Source organism: Pseudomonas sp. LH1G9, from assembly GCF_002949975.1.
In the GTDB taxonomy this organism is placed as follows: Bacteria; Pseudomonadota; Gammaproteobacteria; order Pseudomonadales; family Pseudomonadaceae; genus Aquipseudomonas; species Aquipseudomonas veronii.
Genome location: NZ_CP026880.1, coordinates 1,865,835 through 1,882,223, shown reverse-complemented (window position 1 = coordinate 1,882,223; position 16,389 = coordinate 1,865,835). Strand labels below are relative to the sequence as shown.

Annotated in this window: 12 protein-coding genes; 9 read left to right on the top strand and 3 right to left on the bottom strand. The window is 63.1% G+C overall.

The window, feature by feature from the left end:
- Positions 1-29: 29 nt before the first annotated feature.
- The gene (locus C5F70_RS08940) at positions 30-938 is read right to left on the bottom strand and encodes an NAD(P)-dependent oxidoreductase (protein ID WP_104903127.1); all 909 of its coding nucleotides are present in this window, start codon (positions 936-938) and stop codon (positions 30-32) included.
- Positions 938-2,629 (bottom strand): fatty acyl-AMP ligase, encoded by a 1,692-nt coding sequence (locus C5F70_RS08935; protein WP_232591733.1) that lies wholly within the window; start codon positions 2,627-2,629, stop codon positions 938-940. Before C5F70_RS08935 ends, C5F70_RS08940 begins: the two co-directional genes overlap by 1 nt.
- A gap of 411 nt (positions 2,630-3,040) precedes the next feature.
- Between C5F70_RS08935 and C5F70_RS08930 the strand changes: the two genes are divergently transcribed.
- The 7 genes from C5F70_RS08930 (at position 3,041) to C5F70_RS08900 (ending at position 9,938) form a co-directional block, all read left to right on the top strand.
- Positions 3,041-4,165: a hypothetical protein gene (locus tag C5F70_RS08930; RefSeq protein WP_017845642.1), complete on the top strand. Its 1,125-nt coding sequence runs from the start codon at positions 3,041-3,043 to the stop codon at positions 4,163-4,165.
- A complete protein-coding gene (locus C5F70_RS08925; RefSeq protein WP_046383321.1) occupies positions 4,149-4,979 on the top strand; it encodes a nucleotidyltransferase family protein in 831 nt (276 codons plus the stop codon). The genes C5F70_RS08930 and C5F70_RS08925 overlap by 17 nt, the downstream gene beginning before the upstream one ends.
- A 67-nt stretch (positions 4,980-5,046) precedes the next feature.
- The gene (gene lptF, locus C5F70_RS08920) at positions 5,047-6,120 is read left to right on the top strand and encodes an LPS export ABC transporter permease LptF (RefSeq protein ID WP_104903126.1); all 1,074 of its coding nucleotides are present in this window, start codon (positions 5,047-5,049) and stop codon (positions 6,118-6,120) included.
- Positions 6,117-7,196, top strand: a complete 1,080-nt coding sequence (lptG, locus tag C5F70_RS08915) for an LPS export ABC transporter permease LptG (RefSeq protein ID WP_046484133.1) — start codon at positions 6,117-6,119, stop codon at positions 7,194-7,196. Before lptF ends, lptG begins: the two co-directional genes overlap by 4 nt.
- Before the next feature lie 56 nt (positions 7,197-7,252).
- Positions 7,253-8,182: a diacylglycerol kinase family protein gene (locus tag C5F70_RS08910; protein WP_158243610.1), complete on the top strand. Its 930-nt coding sequence runs from the start codon at positions 7,253-7,255 to the stop codon at positions 8,180-8,182.
- Between the two features lie 9 nt (positions 8,183-8,191).
- Positions 8,192-9,157, top strand: a complete 966-nt coding sequence (locus C5F70_RS08905) for a hypothetical protein (RefSeq protein ID WP_104903125.1) — start codon at positions 8,192-8,194, stop codon at positions 9,155-9,157.
- Positions 9,158-9,176: 19 nt separating this feature from the next.
- Entirely contained in the window at positions 9,177-9,938 is a 762-nt protein-coding gene (locus C5F70_RS08900) for an aspartyl/asparaginyl beta-hydroxylase domain-containing protein (RefSeq protein WP_017845636.1), read from the top strand.
- A gap of 51 nt (positions 9,939-9,989) precedes the next feature.
- Here the strand turns inward: C5F70_RS08900 and C5F70_RS08895 are convergent, their stop codons facing one another.
- A complete protein-coding gene (locus tag C5F70_RS08895; protein ID WP_104903124.1) occupies positions 9,990-10,484 on the bottom strand; it encodes a RimK/LysX family protein in 495 nt (164 codons plus the stop codon).
- A 300-nt stretch (positions 10,485-10,784) separates the two neighbouring features.
- Between C5F70_RS08895 and C5F70_RS08890 the strand changes: the two genes are divergently transcribed.
- Complete coding sequence (locus C5F70_RS08890; protein WP_017845634.1) at positions 10,785-11,276, top strand: acyl-CoA thioesterase; 492 nt, start codon at positions 10,785-10,787, stop codon at positions 11,274-11,276.
- A gap of 315 nt (positions 11,277-11,591) precedes the next feature.
- The gene (locus C5F70_RS08880) at positions 11,592-16,241 is read left to right on the top strand and encodes a hypothetical protein (RefSeq protein ID WP_256588378.1); all 4,650 of its coding nucleotides are present in this window, start codon (positions 11,592-11,594) and stop codon (positions 16,239-16,241) included.
- Positions 16,242-16,389 lie beyond the last annotated feature (148 nt).

The window sequence follows — 16,389 nt, the reverse complement described above, 5'->3', positions numbered from 1 at the left end:
AAGAGTCTGATATCTGTATGAAAGTGGGATCAAAACAACCGTTCACGCAACGCGTGTTCAAGCTCGATGGCCGGGTACCAGCCCAGGTCCTTCGAGATAAGGCGGTTGCTGGATGACCAGTCGGGATGGATAAGCTCGTTGACCTTGCTCGGCGTCAGCATGGGCTCGCCACCTGCCAGGCGATGCCAGGCCAGGTTCAGGCGTGACAGCTGCAAGAGTAAGGCTGTGGGAACACCGATCAGACGCACCGGCCCGCCGCGTATCAGCGCCCCCATGGCGGCCAGTTGCTTCCAACCGTAGCCATCCTTGGCACCGTCATTGATTTCGTAGCGCACGGCATGAATAGCCTCCACGTCCAGCCAGCGCAGGGTGGCCTGGACCAGGTCTTCCACATGCAGAAAAGACAGCCGTGCATCGGCATGGCCAAGCCGGGGCAGCCAGCCACGCAGCAGTGCCGACAGTACCGGCTGCAATTCGCTGTCGCCTGGCCCATAGACGGCCGTAGGCCGGAAAATGCTGATGGGCATGTCGGCGGCCGCCTGGAGGGCAGCGACTTCGGCATCGAACTTGGACTCGGCGTACCACGACAGGTGCGGGTACCTGGCAGCCAGCGAAGAAAACAACAGGAAACGCTCGCAACCGGCAGCCTTGGCTGCCTGCACCAGGCGCTGGGTGCCCTCGACGTTACAGCGCTGAAACACTACGCGGCTGCGACCACGCACCTGGCCAGCACAATGGATGACTGCACTGGCGCCGCTGACCAGCCTGGCCAGCGATGCCTCATCTTCCAGCGACCCGCGCACCCACGTCACGGCGTCCAGGCTCGCCACCGATCGGCGGGTCAACGCACGCACGGCGATACCGCGCGCCAACAGGGCCTGCAGAATGCGCCGGCCGATAAAGCCGGTGGCCCCCGTGATTGCCACGGTCAGGCTCATCAGGCGATGGCCGCGGCAGGCAACGCAAGAGCGTCGAGCATGCTCAGGTAGCGACGTTTGGCCTCAGCACGTGCCGGTTTGCCGGATGAGGTACGCGGAATGCTTTGCGGCGGTACCAACTGAATGTCGACGCTGACGCCGAACTCACTCTGGATGCGCCCCGACAGCGAGCGGACCATTTGCTCGCGCGATGCGGGCGAGGCCACCCGGCACTGGATCTGCATCACCACCACTGACTCATCACCGCGCGACGTCACGAAGGCGATCGCATCGCCCGGCCGCACGCCAGGCTCGCCCTCGGCCACGTGCTCGATATCCTGAGGCCAGATGTTGCGCCCGCGAATGATAATGAGGTCTTTCTTGCGGCCGGTGACATGTAGATTGCCCTCGAACAAATAACCCAGGTCGCCGGTGCCCAGCCATTGGGAGGCCTGCAGTTGCGAGTCAGGGTCGCGGAAATAGCCACTCATCAGGCTGGGGCCGGCAATGAATATCTGCCCCACCTCGCGCTCGCCGAGCACCTCACCCTGGGCGTTGCGAATTTCCAGCCGGTGCCCGGGCAGGACCGCCCCGCAGTTCACGAACGTGCTGACGGCACGTGTGCGTGACGTGGGCGGTACGGCCTTGCCGCTGTGCTCCAGTACATCGCGATCGATCACATCGGCCCGCAGGCCTTTGGGGGTGTCGGCAAAGCTGACCGCCAGGGTGCTTTCCGCCAGACCGAAGCACGGCATGAACGCCTCTGTCGCGAAACCTGTTGCCGCAAAACGTTCGGCAAATTGCGTCAGTGCCTCGAACGGGACCGGCTCTGCGCCCACACCAGCAACCCGCCAACTTCTCAGGTCAAGCTCGGCCAGGTCCTTGTCACTGCAACGCCGCAGGCACAGGTTGTAACCGAACGGTGGCGCCACGGACACCGTGCCACGATTGCGGCTGATCAGCTTCAACCATTGCAAGGGGCGCATGGCGAAGTCCTGCGTGCGCAGGTAGTCGACCGACAGTTGAGTGGCGACGGGTGTGAGGACGAACCCCACCAGGCCCATGTCGTGATAGAAAGGCAGCCATGAAACGCAGCGGTCGCCTTCGCGCAGCTTGATGCCGTCACGACTGATAACCTGCAAGTTGGCCATGACCGCGCGCTGGGTAATCACCACGCCTCGAGGAAAGCGGGTGCTGCCCGAGGTGTACTGAAGGTACGCCACATCGTCCGCGCCAGGTGCCTGCAATTCGACCTCGGCCTCTGGCAGCGCGTCGATGTCGACACCACTGAGCAAGGGCATCGGCGGCATATCGGCAGCGGCCTCTCGCACCAGCGGCAGCCATTCCTCGCCACCGCACACCGCAGCCGGGCTGCAACTGTTCAGCAACCCACGCAGCTTGTCCACGTAGGATGAATGCTGGCCAACCCCCATGGGAATGGGCAACGGCACGGGGATCAGCCCCGCGTATTGGCAGGCGAAGAACACTTCGACGAACGTGGCATTGGTGTCGGCGATCAGTGCCACCCGGTCGCCCCGCACCAGCCCCAAGCCGAGCAGGCGACGTGCGCCCATCAGGGCGCGCCGTTTCAGCATGCGGTACTCGAACGAGCTGACCAACTGACTGCGTCGGTCATAGAAGTTCATGCCGGTTTGACCGGTGGCGGCATAATCCAATGCCTCTACCAGACTTTCAAAGTCTGCGTGACGCATGGGTATGGAATGATTTGAGCTTGTTTCTGACATATACAGCACAGCCATTAGATGAGAACCTTCGGCCTGATCGCATGACGGCAAATCCACCCGCAACATTTCATTTGGCCGATGCATTTATCAGGCGACAATAAGATAGGAAACAGCGCATCTGCGCCGCAGCCAGCAAGCGATTGTTACCTGCGCAGTGTTCAAATTCTGATTGAATCAAATTCGGCGCGAAGATTAACAGGAGTTGTTTTCTGAACGACTATTCATTTATCAGATACCCGCCATCTGAAACAGCGATGAAGATTTTATATACAAACTTAGTTAATAGCGGTTTCATTTACGCCGCATTTGCGGTGATCAACCGTGCGTTACGTTAATTAAGTTAACACCCCCTCGAAGTTAGTTGGATTTAGGTCAGCCATGATTTCCATAGAACAGGTCAGCGACAAGGCTGGTTTAAAAGCCTTCATCTCCCTGCCCTCCCACTTGTACGCAGACGATCCCCACTGGGTCCAACCCCTGCATGTGGAACGTATCGAGCATCTGTCGGCGAAGAACCCGGCATCGGACCACATTCACTGGCAGGCCTGGATTGCGCGACGCGGCGGTGAAGTGGTGGGCCGCATTACCGCTCAGGTGGATTCACTGCATCGTGATCTACACGGCATGGACACCGGCCATTTCGGCATGCTCGACGCCATCGATGACGAGGCAGTGTTCAGCCTGCTGACTCATACGGCGGAGACCTGGCTGCGCAAACAGGGCGCCCACCGAATCACCGGCCCGTTTGGCTTGAACATCAATCAGGAAAGCGGCCTGCTGGTCGACGGGTTCGATACACCGCCGTCGGCGCTGATGGAGCATGGCAAGCCCTACTACGCCGCACGCCTGGAGCAGCAAGGCTACGCCAAGGGCATGGACCTGCTGGCTTACTGGATGCGACGCACCGACCTGTCCTTCACCCCGGCGCTGACATCACTGATGGACTGCATGCGCGGTAGAGTCACCATCCGGCAGCTTGACCGCAAGCATTTCGCACGGGAAATGCAGGTACTACGCGCCGTGTTCAACGATGCCTGGCAGAAAAACTGGGGGTTTGTACCGTTCACCGAACGTGAGTTCGACGAGATGGGCGCGCAACTGAAATTCCTGGTGCCCGAAGACATGATCTATATCGCCGAGGTCGACGGTGAGCCCTGTGCCTTCATCGTTGCCCTGCCCAACATCAACGAAGCCATCGCCGACCTGGATGGGCGCCTGCTGCCATTGGGCTGGGCCAAATTATTGTGGCGTCTGAAAGTCAGTGGCGTACGCACCGCGCGGGTACCGCTGATGGGCGTGCGACAGCAGTACCAGTTCAGCCGAATGGGGCCGATCATCGCACTGTTGCTGATCGAAGCCTTGAAGGCGCCGTTCGAAAAACGTGACATCGAAGCACTGGAAATGTCCTGGATCCTGGAAACCAACACCGGTATGCGGACGATTCTGGATCGCATCGGTGCCGCCCCCTACAAACGGTATCGCCTGTATGAAAAAGCAATTTGAACCACCGCGTTTCGACGCGCTGGTGCTGGGTGCGGATCGCCATGGCCATGACCCGGTGGCTGCGCTGGGCTCGGCGGGTTGCAAGGCGCTGACGCCAATCGCAGGGGTGCCGATGCTGCACCGTGTGCTGGGCGCTTTGCACGACAGCGCCCAGGTTGGCCGGGTAACGTTGATCGGGCCTTCGCTGGCGCTGCTGGAGAAGGACCTCCATGTACGGTCGATGATCCTCAGCGAGCAGTTGAGCTTTCTGCAACCCCAGGCAACCCCGGCTGCAAGCGTCGCCCATGGCCTGGCCAGGCGACAACACTGGCCATTGTTGGTGACGACCGCCGACCATGCCTTGCTGCGCGGCGACATGGTCGACTACTTCCTCACCCAGGCAGCCGCCCTGGATTGTGACGTGGCGGTTGCCGTGACGCCCCTGGAGACAGTGCTGCAACGATTCCCCGGCACGGCCAGAACGGCCATCCGGCTCAAGGGTGGCCCGTATTGCGGCAGCAACCTGTTCGCCTTCCTCACCCCACAGGGTGCCAAGGTGGCGCAGTACTGGCGTGGCATGGAAGAAGCGCGCAAGCGTCCCCGACAAGTTGTGGCCCGTGCGCTGGGCCCGCTGGCTACCGTGCGCTACCTGCTGGGCGAACTGTCCCTCAAGCATGCGCTGAACCAGCTTTCCCGGGTGCTCGGCGCACGCGTGGGCGCTGTGGTCATGCCCTTCCCGGAAGCGGCGGTGGATGTGGATTCAGCCAACGACTTCGCGCTGGTGGAACGCACCCTGCGCGAGATGGCCAAGGACCACGGGCGCCCTGCGGCCTGACCGACTCACCCGCTTCATTCCCCTTTTTACTGTGCACGGCTGATGCCGCGTTGAAGGCTTGCGGTACATGCTTACGATCGAGCGCTACATCATTTCCGAAGTACGCCGTCCTGTGACGATGATGGTTGGCTTCCTGACCTTTGTTTTCGCCAGTTACTCGGCCGAACGCTACCTGACGGAGGCCGCCAATGGCACCCTGGCGCTGGGGGTGGTCCTCGACATCGTTTTCTACAAAGTGCTGATCGCGCTGGAGATGCTGCTGCCCGTAGGGCTGTATGCCTCGGTGGCCATCGCGCTGGGTCGGCTATACAACGACTCGGAAATCACCGCCATCCTGGCGTCCGGCGCCAGCCCGTTGCGTATCTACCGGGCCATTCTGATCATCGCCACACCGCTGGCCCTGGCGGTGGCTGCGCTGTCGTTCTACGGCCGGCCCTGGGCCTATACGCAAACCTATCAACTGGAACAGCAATCGCGCTCCGACCTCGACGTCAGTCACCTGCAGGCCCAACGCTTCAACCTCAACGATGACAACGGCCGGATGATCCTGGCCCAGCACATCGACCCGGACACCAACCAGCTCACCGACGCGCTGATCTACGACCCGACCGAAGGCAAAAGCCGCGTGCTGCGCGCCAACGTGGCGACCATTACCGATCCCGACCCCACGACGCCGGCGCTGACCCTGCAACAGGGCACCAGTTATACGCTGGAGCATCGCGGCAGCAAGGACAGCACACTGAATTACAAAGCGTTGCTGCTACACCTCAAGCCGGTAGAACCGACCGATGAGTCAAAGCGCAAATCCACCCCCAGCGCGATGCTGGCCATGTCGGCCATGCCCCAGGACAAAGCCGAACTGCAATGGCGTGAAAGCCGCGGCCTGAATGCCATTCTCATGGCCCTGCTGGCCGTGCCGCTGAGCCGGACCGCACCACGCAAAGGCCGGTTCTCAACCCTGCTGCCGATCGCGATCCTGTTTACGGTGATCTTCTATGCCGGCAACCTGTGCCGCACCCTGGTAGCCAATACCGCCCTGCCCCTGATCCCGGGCCTGTGGCTGGTCCCCCTGCTGATGCTGGTTGGTCTGGGGGCCTTGATGGCTCGTGACCTGCGGCTGTTGCCGAGGTTTTCGCGATGAGCCTTTGGGGTCGCTACCTGGTCAGGAACGTGTTCGTGGGTTTCGGTGCTGCCGCTGCACTGCTGATTCCGTTGTTCACGACTTTTGATCTGATCAGCGAACTCGACAATGTCAGCGCTGGCGGCTACCGCTGGACCCAGGCGGTGGCGGTGGTGCTGATGACGCTGCCCCGTCGCCTGATCGACCTGGGGCCCTTCATCGCCCTGTTGGGCGGCATCGTCGGCCTGGGCCAACTGGCGGTCAGCCAGGAGCTCACGGCCCTGCGCGCCGCTGGTGTGTCCATCGTGCGTATTGCCCTGGCGGCCGTTACCGCAGGCGTGCTGCTGACCGCCAGCCTGGCAGCACTGGATGAATGGGTGGCCTCACCGTTGCAGCAGCGCGGCCTGCAGATGCGCAACGCCGCCATCACCAGTTCCGATGAGGCAGTCAATGCCAAGGGGACGCTGTGGGCCAGGCGCGGCAATGAAATCGCCAGGATCGACAGCGTGGCCGCGCACAACCGGCCCATGGGCATCGAGATATTCCACTACAACCCGGACAACACCCTGGTCAGTTACATTCACGCCGACAATGCCAGCGTATCCCAGGACGGCAGCTGGACGCTCAACCAAGTCAACTTCAAGCAATGGAGCAACGGCGAAGAAACGGTCCGCGAGTTGGATAGCCTGCAATGGACGTCAATCTTTTCCAGTATTCATCTCAAGGAACTGACCCTGCCCAGCGACAGTTTTTCCATCAAGCAGTTGAGCCGCTACATCCACTTTCTCAAGGCCACCGATCAACCGGTCGATCAGTACAGCATCGCCCTGTGGCAGAAGTTCGGCCGGCCGATCCTGACGCTGGCGATGATCCTGCTGGCGGTACCCTTCACCTTCGTGCAACAGCGCGACCCCGGGATGGGCAGCCGCCTGGCGGTGGGCGCTGTCGTCGGTCTGCTGACCTATGTGGGTAATCAGATCATCGTCAACCTGGGGCTGCTGTTTGCCCTGAATCCGCTGTTGACCACCTTGTTGCCACCGCTGTTTATTCTGGGCGCGGCATTGATGCTGGTCTATCGCTTCGACCGAAACGCCTAGGCAACGTCATGAACATCAACCCACCTTCAATTGCTAAGCCACGATGCATCGGCGTTTTGATCAACCCCCTCAGCGGCCGCGTCCGTCGCCAGCAGGCACGCATGTGCCGCCTGATCCATAGATTGCCCCGCGCCCGCGTCGCGCAGGTGCGCACCCCGGCCGAGGTCGAGACTGCCATCGCCAGCTGGGCGCTGATGGAAAACGACTTGTTGGTCGTAGTGGGCGGGGATGGCACGCTGCAGGCGGCGCTCACCAGCCTGCTGCAAACCCCGGGGGCGAAAGTCCCCAAGGTGTTCATCGTCCCCGCAGGCACCACCAACATGAGTGCCAATGCCATCGGGTTGCGTGGCAGCCCACTCAGGGCAATCAAGGCACTGACGCGCTGGCTGACCCATGACGACCACACCGCGCGGGAGAAACCCACGGCTGTACTGCAAGTGTCTGACTCGCACACCCGGCGAGCACAATGCGGCCTATTCTTTGGCGCGGGTTCAATCGTCACCGGCGTTCGCTATTTTCATGAACGGGTTCGCCCCACCGGCCTCAAGGGGCTGGCAGGGCCATTGACCGCCTTCGTGCGCATGCTGCTGGCGTTGTTTTCCCGCACGGCCAGCCATCTGCTGCCGACCGTCAACGCCCCTATCACGGTGAACGGCACGACACGCGAGGCGCCATGGCTGCTGGTATTGGCCACCACCCTCGACAAATTGCTGCTGGGCAGCACGCCATTTTGGGGCGCCGAGCACCAGCCCATGCGGCTGACCGCCATTGCCCAGGCCCCTGCCCGCCTGTGCCGGGCCTTGCCCGCCGTACTGCGCGGGCGACCCAGCGCGGCCATGCGCCAGGATCCGGGCTACCTGAGCCACAACGCCCAGCACGCCAGCATTGACCACCTGCACGAATACCTACTGGACGGCGAGATATTCCCGGTGACCGGAACACTGGAAATCAAGGCCAGCCCGCCCGTGCGCTTCATCACCTTGTAAGGACATTCCATGATCGAGATTGAACGGGACCCGACGACACTCCCCCTGTTCGAGTTGGTGAGCCGTGAACTGGCGCGCCCGGTGGACCAAGACCTGCACGCACTGACTGAAGCGCTGATGGCGCGGTTCGGCGCAGGCATCTCAGCGATCCTGTTCTACGGTTCTTGCCTGCGCACACGCACCACCGATGAGGGGTTGATCGACCTGTACGTCCTGGTGGATCACTACCAGGACATCCACACCTCCCGGCTCAGTCAATGGGCCAACGCCCTGCTGCCGCCCACGGTGTTTCTGTTCACGGCCACTGATACCGCCGGCAAAACCCTGCGCGCCAAGTGCGCCATTCTTTCGGTGAGCGACTTTGAACAAGGCACCCATAGCTGGTTTCAAAGCTACCTGTGGGCGCGTTTTGCCCAGCCTAGCCGCCTGGTGTTCAGCCGCACGCCCGCCATCCAACGGCGCGTGGAGCGAGCGGTGTGCCGCGCGGCCTTGCGCATGATCAGCGAAACGGTCTCCCTGCAAGCTCCCTTGTTCAACAGCGACACGTTCTGGACCCGCGCGTTGAGCTTTACCTACGGCAGCGAACTGCGGCCCGAAAGCAGCAACCGCCCGGCACTGATTACCCAGCAGAATCAAGGCTACCTCGCCGCCCTCCTGGTCGCGGCCGCCCAGGTCGATGGCGTTGGCTTTGCCGGGTCGATGACCGACGAGCTGTATATCAACCACAGCACCGCTGAACAGCAGCGACGGCAGGCGCGGCACTGGCGGACCCGGCGCATTCAGGGCCGGGCATTGAACCTGGTGCGTCTGATCAAATCGCTGTTTACCGTCAAGGGCGCAGTGGATTACGCCATCTGGAAACTGGAGCGCCATTGGGGCGAGCCGATCAAACAGCCGGAACGGTTGCGCCGCTATCCGCTGGTGTTCTGCTGGCCGCTGCTGTGGAAGCTGTTGAAACAACGACCTCATACATGAAACCGACAGGATATTTCCCATGAGCACCAGGAAGACGGCTTTGACCCCCAAGAAAAAACGCAAACATCGTCCCAGCGTCGCCATCGGCCTGTGGATCATCAAACGCCTTGAAAATCTGATACGGCGCAGCTCTACGGTGGGTAACACGCCGTTCTTTGACCCGGCCATCTTCGCCTGGACCCGGGAGCTGGAATCCCGGTCGGCGGTGATTCGCGCCGAGCTCGATGCCGTGCTGCGCAACAGCGATGCCATTCCCAGTTTTCAGCAGATATCCAAAGACCAGGCCAGACTGACCCAGGACGACCGCTGGAAGACATTCTTCCTCTACGGCTATGGCTACAAGATCGACGGCAATTGCGCCCAGTGCCCACAAACGACCCAGGCCATCGAGGCCATCCCGGGCATGTACACCGCGTTTTTCTCGATTCTCAGCCCCGGCAAGCACATTCCGCCCCACCGCGGGCCTTACAACGGATTGCTGCGGGTGCATCTGGGGTTGATCATCCCGCAACAGGCCGAACAGTGTCGTATAGAGGTGGGTGATGAGGTCCACCATTGGCAGCAGGACAGTTGCCTGGTATTCGACGACACTTACAAGCATCAGGTCTGGAACGACACTGACGAGCGGCGCGTGGTGCTGTTCCTGGATGTGCAGCGGCCCCTGACATTACCAGGCCGCTTACTGAACCGGGTGGTGCTCAAGCTGATCCAGTGGTCGCCGTTCATACAGGACGCGCGCAGGAATCAGCAGAACTGGGATCGCGGGATCCTCAACCAGTAAATCATCGCCAATCAGGCTCCGGGGCTCCCCCGACGCCTGATTGGCGCGGTATCACGGCTTGCAATCAGGCTTGAGGGTGTCGAATCGCGACGCATCAACCAAGCCCAGGTGTGCAAGCACATCACGCCCCAGCTTGACCGGCGAACCACCTTTGCTGTGGGTTTTCAGCATAAGGTCCTCGGCGTATACCTTGTCACCCAGGCACAGCGACATCCGCACCAACTGATGCTGAGTGCTGCCAAAGGCGCTTTTGGTTTTTTCGGTGCGCAGTATTTTCCTCTCCAGCGTCAAATCGGTCGTGCCCGTCAATGCGTGCATCACCGGTACACTGAAACGCGCCCAATTCTCACCATTTTTCTGGAATAGAACGAGGTCATGAACTTCAATGGAAGACTTCGGCGAAGTGGGACTAAGTTCGACCTCCACACTCCCTTGCTCAGGTTGAATCAGTGCCTTTTCCTGCCAACCGAAAACGGCGGCCTGGGTCAATTGCGGAATAATCAATGCCAACATAAAGCTGCTTAAAACTGTGGTATAGCGACGCATTATTTCACCCGACGCAAATAGTAATTTCAGATAATGCAACAATAAAGCCCAATAACAGGCGCCCTGTGTTCAGCGCACTTTATCATCCGCTCTTATTTTACAAAATTAAATTATACCTAGCGCTAAAATATACACGCACTGCGGTAAATTATTAACTTATTCGAAATACACTCTTTCACTTCGTTACATAGCTACTTCCATCGGCTGGCTGTTAACGTCATGCGCCCCAGGCAAAGCCTCAAGCGCCAGACCTACATGGCGACAAGGGCCCCTGACAATGCCTACCGTGATGAGGAAACTATGGAACCCGGCAGCTACCAACTGAGCATGAGCGTGCTCATGACCCCCGACAAAGCCAACTTCTCCGGCAACGTGCATGGCGGCGCGTTGTTGAAAATGCTCGACGAAGTGGCGTTCGCCTGCGCCAAGCGCTATGCAGGCCGTTACGTGGTCACCCTTTCGGTTGACCAGGTGATTTTCAAGGAGCCGATCCACGTCGGCGAACTGGTCACCTTCCTGGCGTCAGTCAACTACACCGGACGCACTTCGCTCGAGATCGGCGTGAAGGTCATGACCGAGAATATCCATGAGCGTACCGTGCGCCACACCAACAGTTGCTACTTCACCATGGTCGCCGTCGACGCCGCTGGGCGCCCCAGCCCCGTGCGCCCCTTGCTGCCTGACACGCTGACCGAGCGCCGTCGCTACGCCCAGGGCCAGTTACGCAGGCAACAGCGTCAGGAACTGCAGGCTCGCTACGACGAGATACGCGAACTGGGCACGCCCCGTTAGGCCCTTCGCTCACCCGCAACCCTGCCCGGAACACCAAGGATCAACTATGAAAATATCGCTCCTGAGTCGGAGCGGCCCCGAGATCCTCCAGTCCATGCTGGAAGGTGATGAAGAACACGCAGCGCTCCATCGTCTAACAGCGGGTTAAAACAAGGCGGGTTCCACCGTGCGGCCGAGGGCTGGTCATCGTGCCCGGCACACCAGGTGGCCACCGCGCCTATCAAAACTTTCGACGTGATGCCCATCGGCGCCCAAGGCAAGTCCTTGAGGCGCTTGGTGATCGCCGCCGCCACGGCGTAGAAAAAGGCCGAAGCCATGGCCAGGCAGACGCCGATCAAGTACTCGGCGCCGGTGGCCTGTCCACTGCCCTTGGCGGACACGATCAGCATCAGCCCGGCGAAGTTCGGTTGTCTCAGCCTCACCCAACGGGATGCGTACTGGCTGTATGAGCAGATCCTGCCGCTGTACCGCTTCGCCACACCGTCGCCACTGCCGCGGGTGCTCGGCCTGCCGAGCCCGGACGACGACCCGTATCGCGGCTTCGGCTGGGCCACAAGCCTGCCCTCGGCCCTGGTCGAGCTGAACTTGCAGGACATCTTCGGCAACCAGACCGGCGCCAACCCCGCTGGCCAGGGCCAGGTCAGCCTGCCCAGCGGCTATACCGATCCATTGCTGGGCGTCGGTGACTGGCCGGCGCAGGTCAGTGCCTGGGCGGTCAGCGTCAGCGATGCCCAGGTGACCCTGAGCATCAGCCTGGAGGCGCGCCCGGCCACGGTGATGCCGTCGCCAAGCCAGCCCGGCGATGCGGCCGCGCAAACCGCCGAGCGCCAGGCCGAAGCCTACGCCAAGGCCTACTACCAACTCGGCCAGCCGCTGAGCGCGGCGGTGGAAACCAGCCTCGACATCAGCGCCGCCCACGGTATCGACCAGCAACCGCTGTGGCGCTTCGCCGCCGCGTCCCAGGCCTTCAGCGCCAGCGCATCGCGCCTGGGTGCCGCACGTGCCCCGGCCAATGCCACCCTCGCCTCGCTGGCCGAGGACTACAGCCTGCGCTACGCGGAAATGGCCCTGGCCAACGCGCAAGTGCCAATGCAGGCCCTGTTCGGTGTCGGTGCCCTGCTGAAGGTCCCGGCCTATGCGCTGTTCGCCGAAAACGACACGGCGCAGAGCATCGCCGCTATCACCCGCCCCAGCGGCTGGCCGAGCATCACTGCCGAGGCGTTGCTCGCTGCCCGCGAGAACGGCGAGCTGCCGCTGCGCAGCGGCGCGGTACTCAAGGTGTCGCCTGCACTGACCCGCAATACCGCCGACGGCAGCGCCAACCTGGCGACCCTGGCCAATCTCCTCGGCACCCTGCCGGGGTTGCTGGCCGGGGATAACGCCAGCCTGACCATCCTCACCCCGGGCATCACCTTCTCGGTCGCGGTGTCCGAGGCCGAGCAGGTGTCGGTCACGGTGACCGAGGCCGATGCACCGGCGCCGATCCGCTCGCTGGCGCAGGTCTGCACCGCCTTCGCCGCCCTCGGGGTGAATATCAGCGTCACCGACCTGGGCCAGAGCCATCAGGCGCTGCCGGCGATCTTCCAGGCCAACCAGCTGATTTCCAGCACGGTCTGGGTCGCGGGCAACGACGACAGCCTGGGGCACAACGGCAGCGGTCTGGACCAGGCAGCCCTGGCGGCGCTGAATACCCGCTCGGTCAATCTGTTCGAGATGGGCACGCTGTTGTATCTGGGCGACTTCAACGCCGGTGCGGGGATCAGCGCCGACGGCGCACAGACGCTGCACCAGTTCGCCGATGCCCACGCCTGCCCGGCGGAACTGCTGCTGGGTGCCAACCCGGATCTCGCGGTGCCGGCGGACGGCGCCTTCGCCCTGCCAGGCCGGGTGAGCTGGCCGAGCGACGCGGCACAGGTGCGGGTGCCCTACTCGATCCAGGGCGGCGACAGCCTCGACACCATCGCCCCGCGTTTCGCCCAGAACACCCTGGACCTGGCCACGGCCAACCTGGAGATGCCAGTGGTCGTGGCCGGTGGCGTGACCCTGAGCATCCGTGTCGGCGGCCAGTCCTACAGCCTGACCACCGCCGCCAGCGGGCAAAGCCTGGCCGTCACCCTGAGCCAGCTGCAACAACTGGCGCCTGCGGCGACCCTGGCGGATCTGCTGGCAGGCATGGGCGACGATAGCCAGGCGCTGAACCCGGGCGCCCTGCTGATCTGCGCCCCCGCGCAATTCGCCAGCGCCACCGCACCATCGGCGATTGCCGGGCTGCTGGGGGTCAGCACCGGAGCCTTCGCCCTGGCCAACGTCGGTACGCCAAACCTGATCGCCAGCGGTATCCGCCTAGATGCCCCGCAAGGCCAGGCCAGCGTGGTCACCCAGGCCAACGACTGCCTGAACAGCCTGATCGTGCGCTTCGCCGAAGCCGGGGTGCAGGTCAATGCCCAGGAAATCGTCGAAACCCCGGCGAACGCCGACAAACCGTTGTTCGCCGCTGCGGCACCGGCCCTGGTACCGCCAAGCGGGATGCGTATCCGCCTGCCGATCGGTGCCAGCGGGCCTTATCCGGGGCCGGCCTTCCCGCTCAATGTGAGCCTGACCCTGAGCCGGCCGACGGCGCTGATCAACCCGGACTTCGCCGCCGATAACAGCGCAGGCGTGTCGCGCAGCAGCAGCCCGATCCCGGCGCCGCTAGTACCTGCGGCCGAGGACCAGGGCGGCGGCCTGGCCTTCAATGCCTTTATCGCCGCCATGCGTGCGGCCCTGCCCGACCTGCGTATCGCCACCGGCCGCGCCCTGGAGGACAGCCGCGATCTGTGGGCGGTGAACTTCGGCGACACCGGGATCCGCTCCCTGAGCATCGCCGGGGCCACCACGGTGCCCGGTGCTCCGGGTCCGCAGCCGCGCTTCTTTGCCCTGACCCCGCTGTACAAGAGCCTGGTCAGTCGCCAGGGCGTCGGCCTCAACGTTTTGCTGCCCGACGGCACGCTGTCGCAAGCCAGCAGCCAGCACGACTTCCAGGGCATCGACGTGGAGCCCTGGGCCGGGCGTTTCCTCTCGGACATGGACCGCATCCTCGGCGCCAGCAACGTCGCCGCGCTGTACCGTACCCCGGATACCCGTCAGACCCTCAGCGACCTGGTGGCGGTCAAGCGCCAACTGGCCGGAGCTATTCCCGAGGGACTGGAGCCGGTCCTGGCAATCAGCGACCCGGATGCCGTCGCCGGCCAGGCGGCTGCGGCCACCACCCTGCAACAGCAACTGGGCGTCAACCTGTCCCGGGCCTGGAGTGCCTCGACCCTGGTGCAACTGAACCGCGAGGTCGCGTCGGCCTGGCAAGACCCGCACAGTGCATTGCTGCCAGCGGACATGTACGGCGGCATCGAAGTCACCAGCGGCGGCGAGGAACGCTCCTGGAGCATGAGCGCAGGCAAGTGCTGGCTGACTGACTTCTCGCCGTTCATCACCCTGCTGCTGACCGAGTCCGATCCCGCCAGCCACCGCACGGTCACCGCCAACATGGCCTTCGGCATCACCGACCTGGAGCGCAATATCACCAGCGCCGGCCTGCCCGACGGCTATGCCGCGTCGCAATGGCTGACCTTCGTCCCGCCGCTGGGCGGTAGCGACCTTCCAGCGGCGTTGAGCGTCGACCTGGGTGAAGTCTCGGTGCCGATTGCGCTACGGGATTTCCCGGCGCTGCCGGTGATCGTCGAGCAACGCGCCAGTGCCACCGCGCTGAACGCCGAACTGCGCCAGCGCCTGCGCAGCGGCCGCGCCCTCAGTACCCTGCGCGCAGACAGCGAGGTCAGCCTCGCCAGCCTGGCGCTGTGGGACCACCGCTTCACCTACTCCCACGAGCATGCCGAGCAGGACGACGTCAACCTGACCCTGAGCTACAACCTGCGCCCCGACCCGATGATGCGACTGGCCGTCAGCGACGTGGATCTGTTCGTCGAGTTGGCGCGCTATATCGCCGTGGCCGATGGCCTCTGGGACATCCTCGGCGACCTGCCGCAAAGCGGCGCCCTGACGCCGGTGCAGAGCAATGCAGCCAATACGCTGCGCGATCTGGCCCGTGCGGTCGCCGGCAGCTGGAACGTGCGCCTGGTCGACAGCCGCCCGGATGCGCGCCTGCAGGCCCCGGACACCGATCAGTTCAGCTTCCAGGCGCGGGTCACCGACCGGGGTGGGCCGCAGACCAGTCGCGAAGTCGCCAGTCTCGGCTTGACGGCACTGAGCGCCGGCGTCGGTCCCGACGGGCAATGGCCGCAGGTCTGGGCATTGACCGCAGCGGGCTTGATGGTGCAATTGGAGCGCACAAGCGTCTCGGCCAGCGAGTCCCGTTACGAGGTGGCGCCGGGTGTCCATGTCCCGGCGTCGTGGCCGACCTTCAGCCTGGTCTTCGCTGGGCTCAACGTCGCCCGCTGGCAGAACGCGACGGGCTCGATCCTGGTCCAGCGCAACCAGAAACTGCTGGGTGCCGACGGGCCCTCGACCAATCCGGCGTTCGTGTTCCAGACCGACCGGGTCGAAGCCGCCAGCGTGGCCACCCCACTCAATGCCTGGGACCAGCGCGTGCCGCTGGCGACTGCCCCTGCCACGATCAGCGCAGCCCTGCAGGCGGCCTTCGACAGCCTGTTCGGCGACGCTGCGGAAAATGGCGGGCTACGCATCACCGTCGGGGTGGCCTATGCCTACGAGCTGGCCACCGACCCACTCGAACCGAACCATGGGTTGGTCGGGGAAACGCCGGTGTACCTGTATCCCAACCAGACGCTCGACAGCAGTACGGCGGGCAATCTGCAAACGGCGGTGGATACCTGGCGCGAGCAGGCCAATCCGCAGCGGGATGGCGGGGAATGGGTGTTTTCGTTGACCCTGTATTCGTCGCTGGTGGAGGACCGGCGACCGTTGCTGGTGATCGGAAATATGTATCTGCCGATGCTGCTGGAGCAACGTTGACGCCGCTCAGAGGATGATGTGCGGCGTGACGGCTGCACATCCGAGGGGGCTATCACCGTCCTGCCGTTTGTCAGCCTTACCCCCTGCCGACTTGGCAGGGTTGTGGAACGCATGGCGGCAACTGGAGGATGCCGCCGTTGGTTGCTGA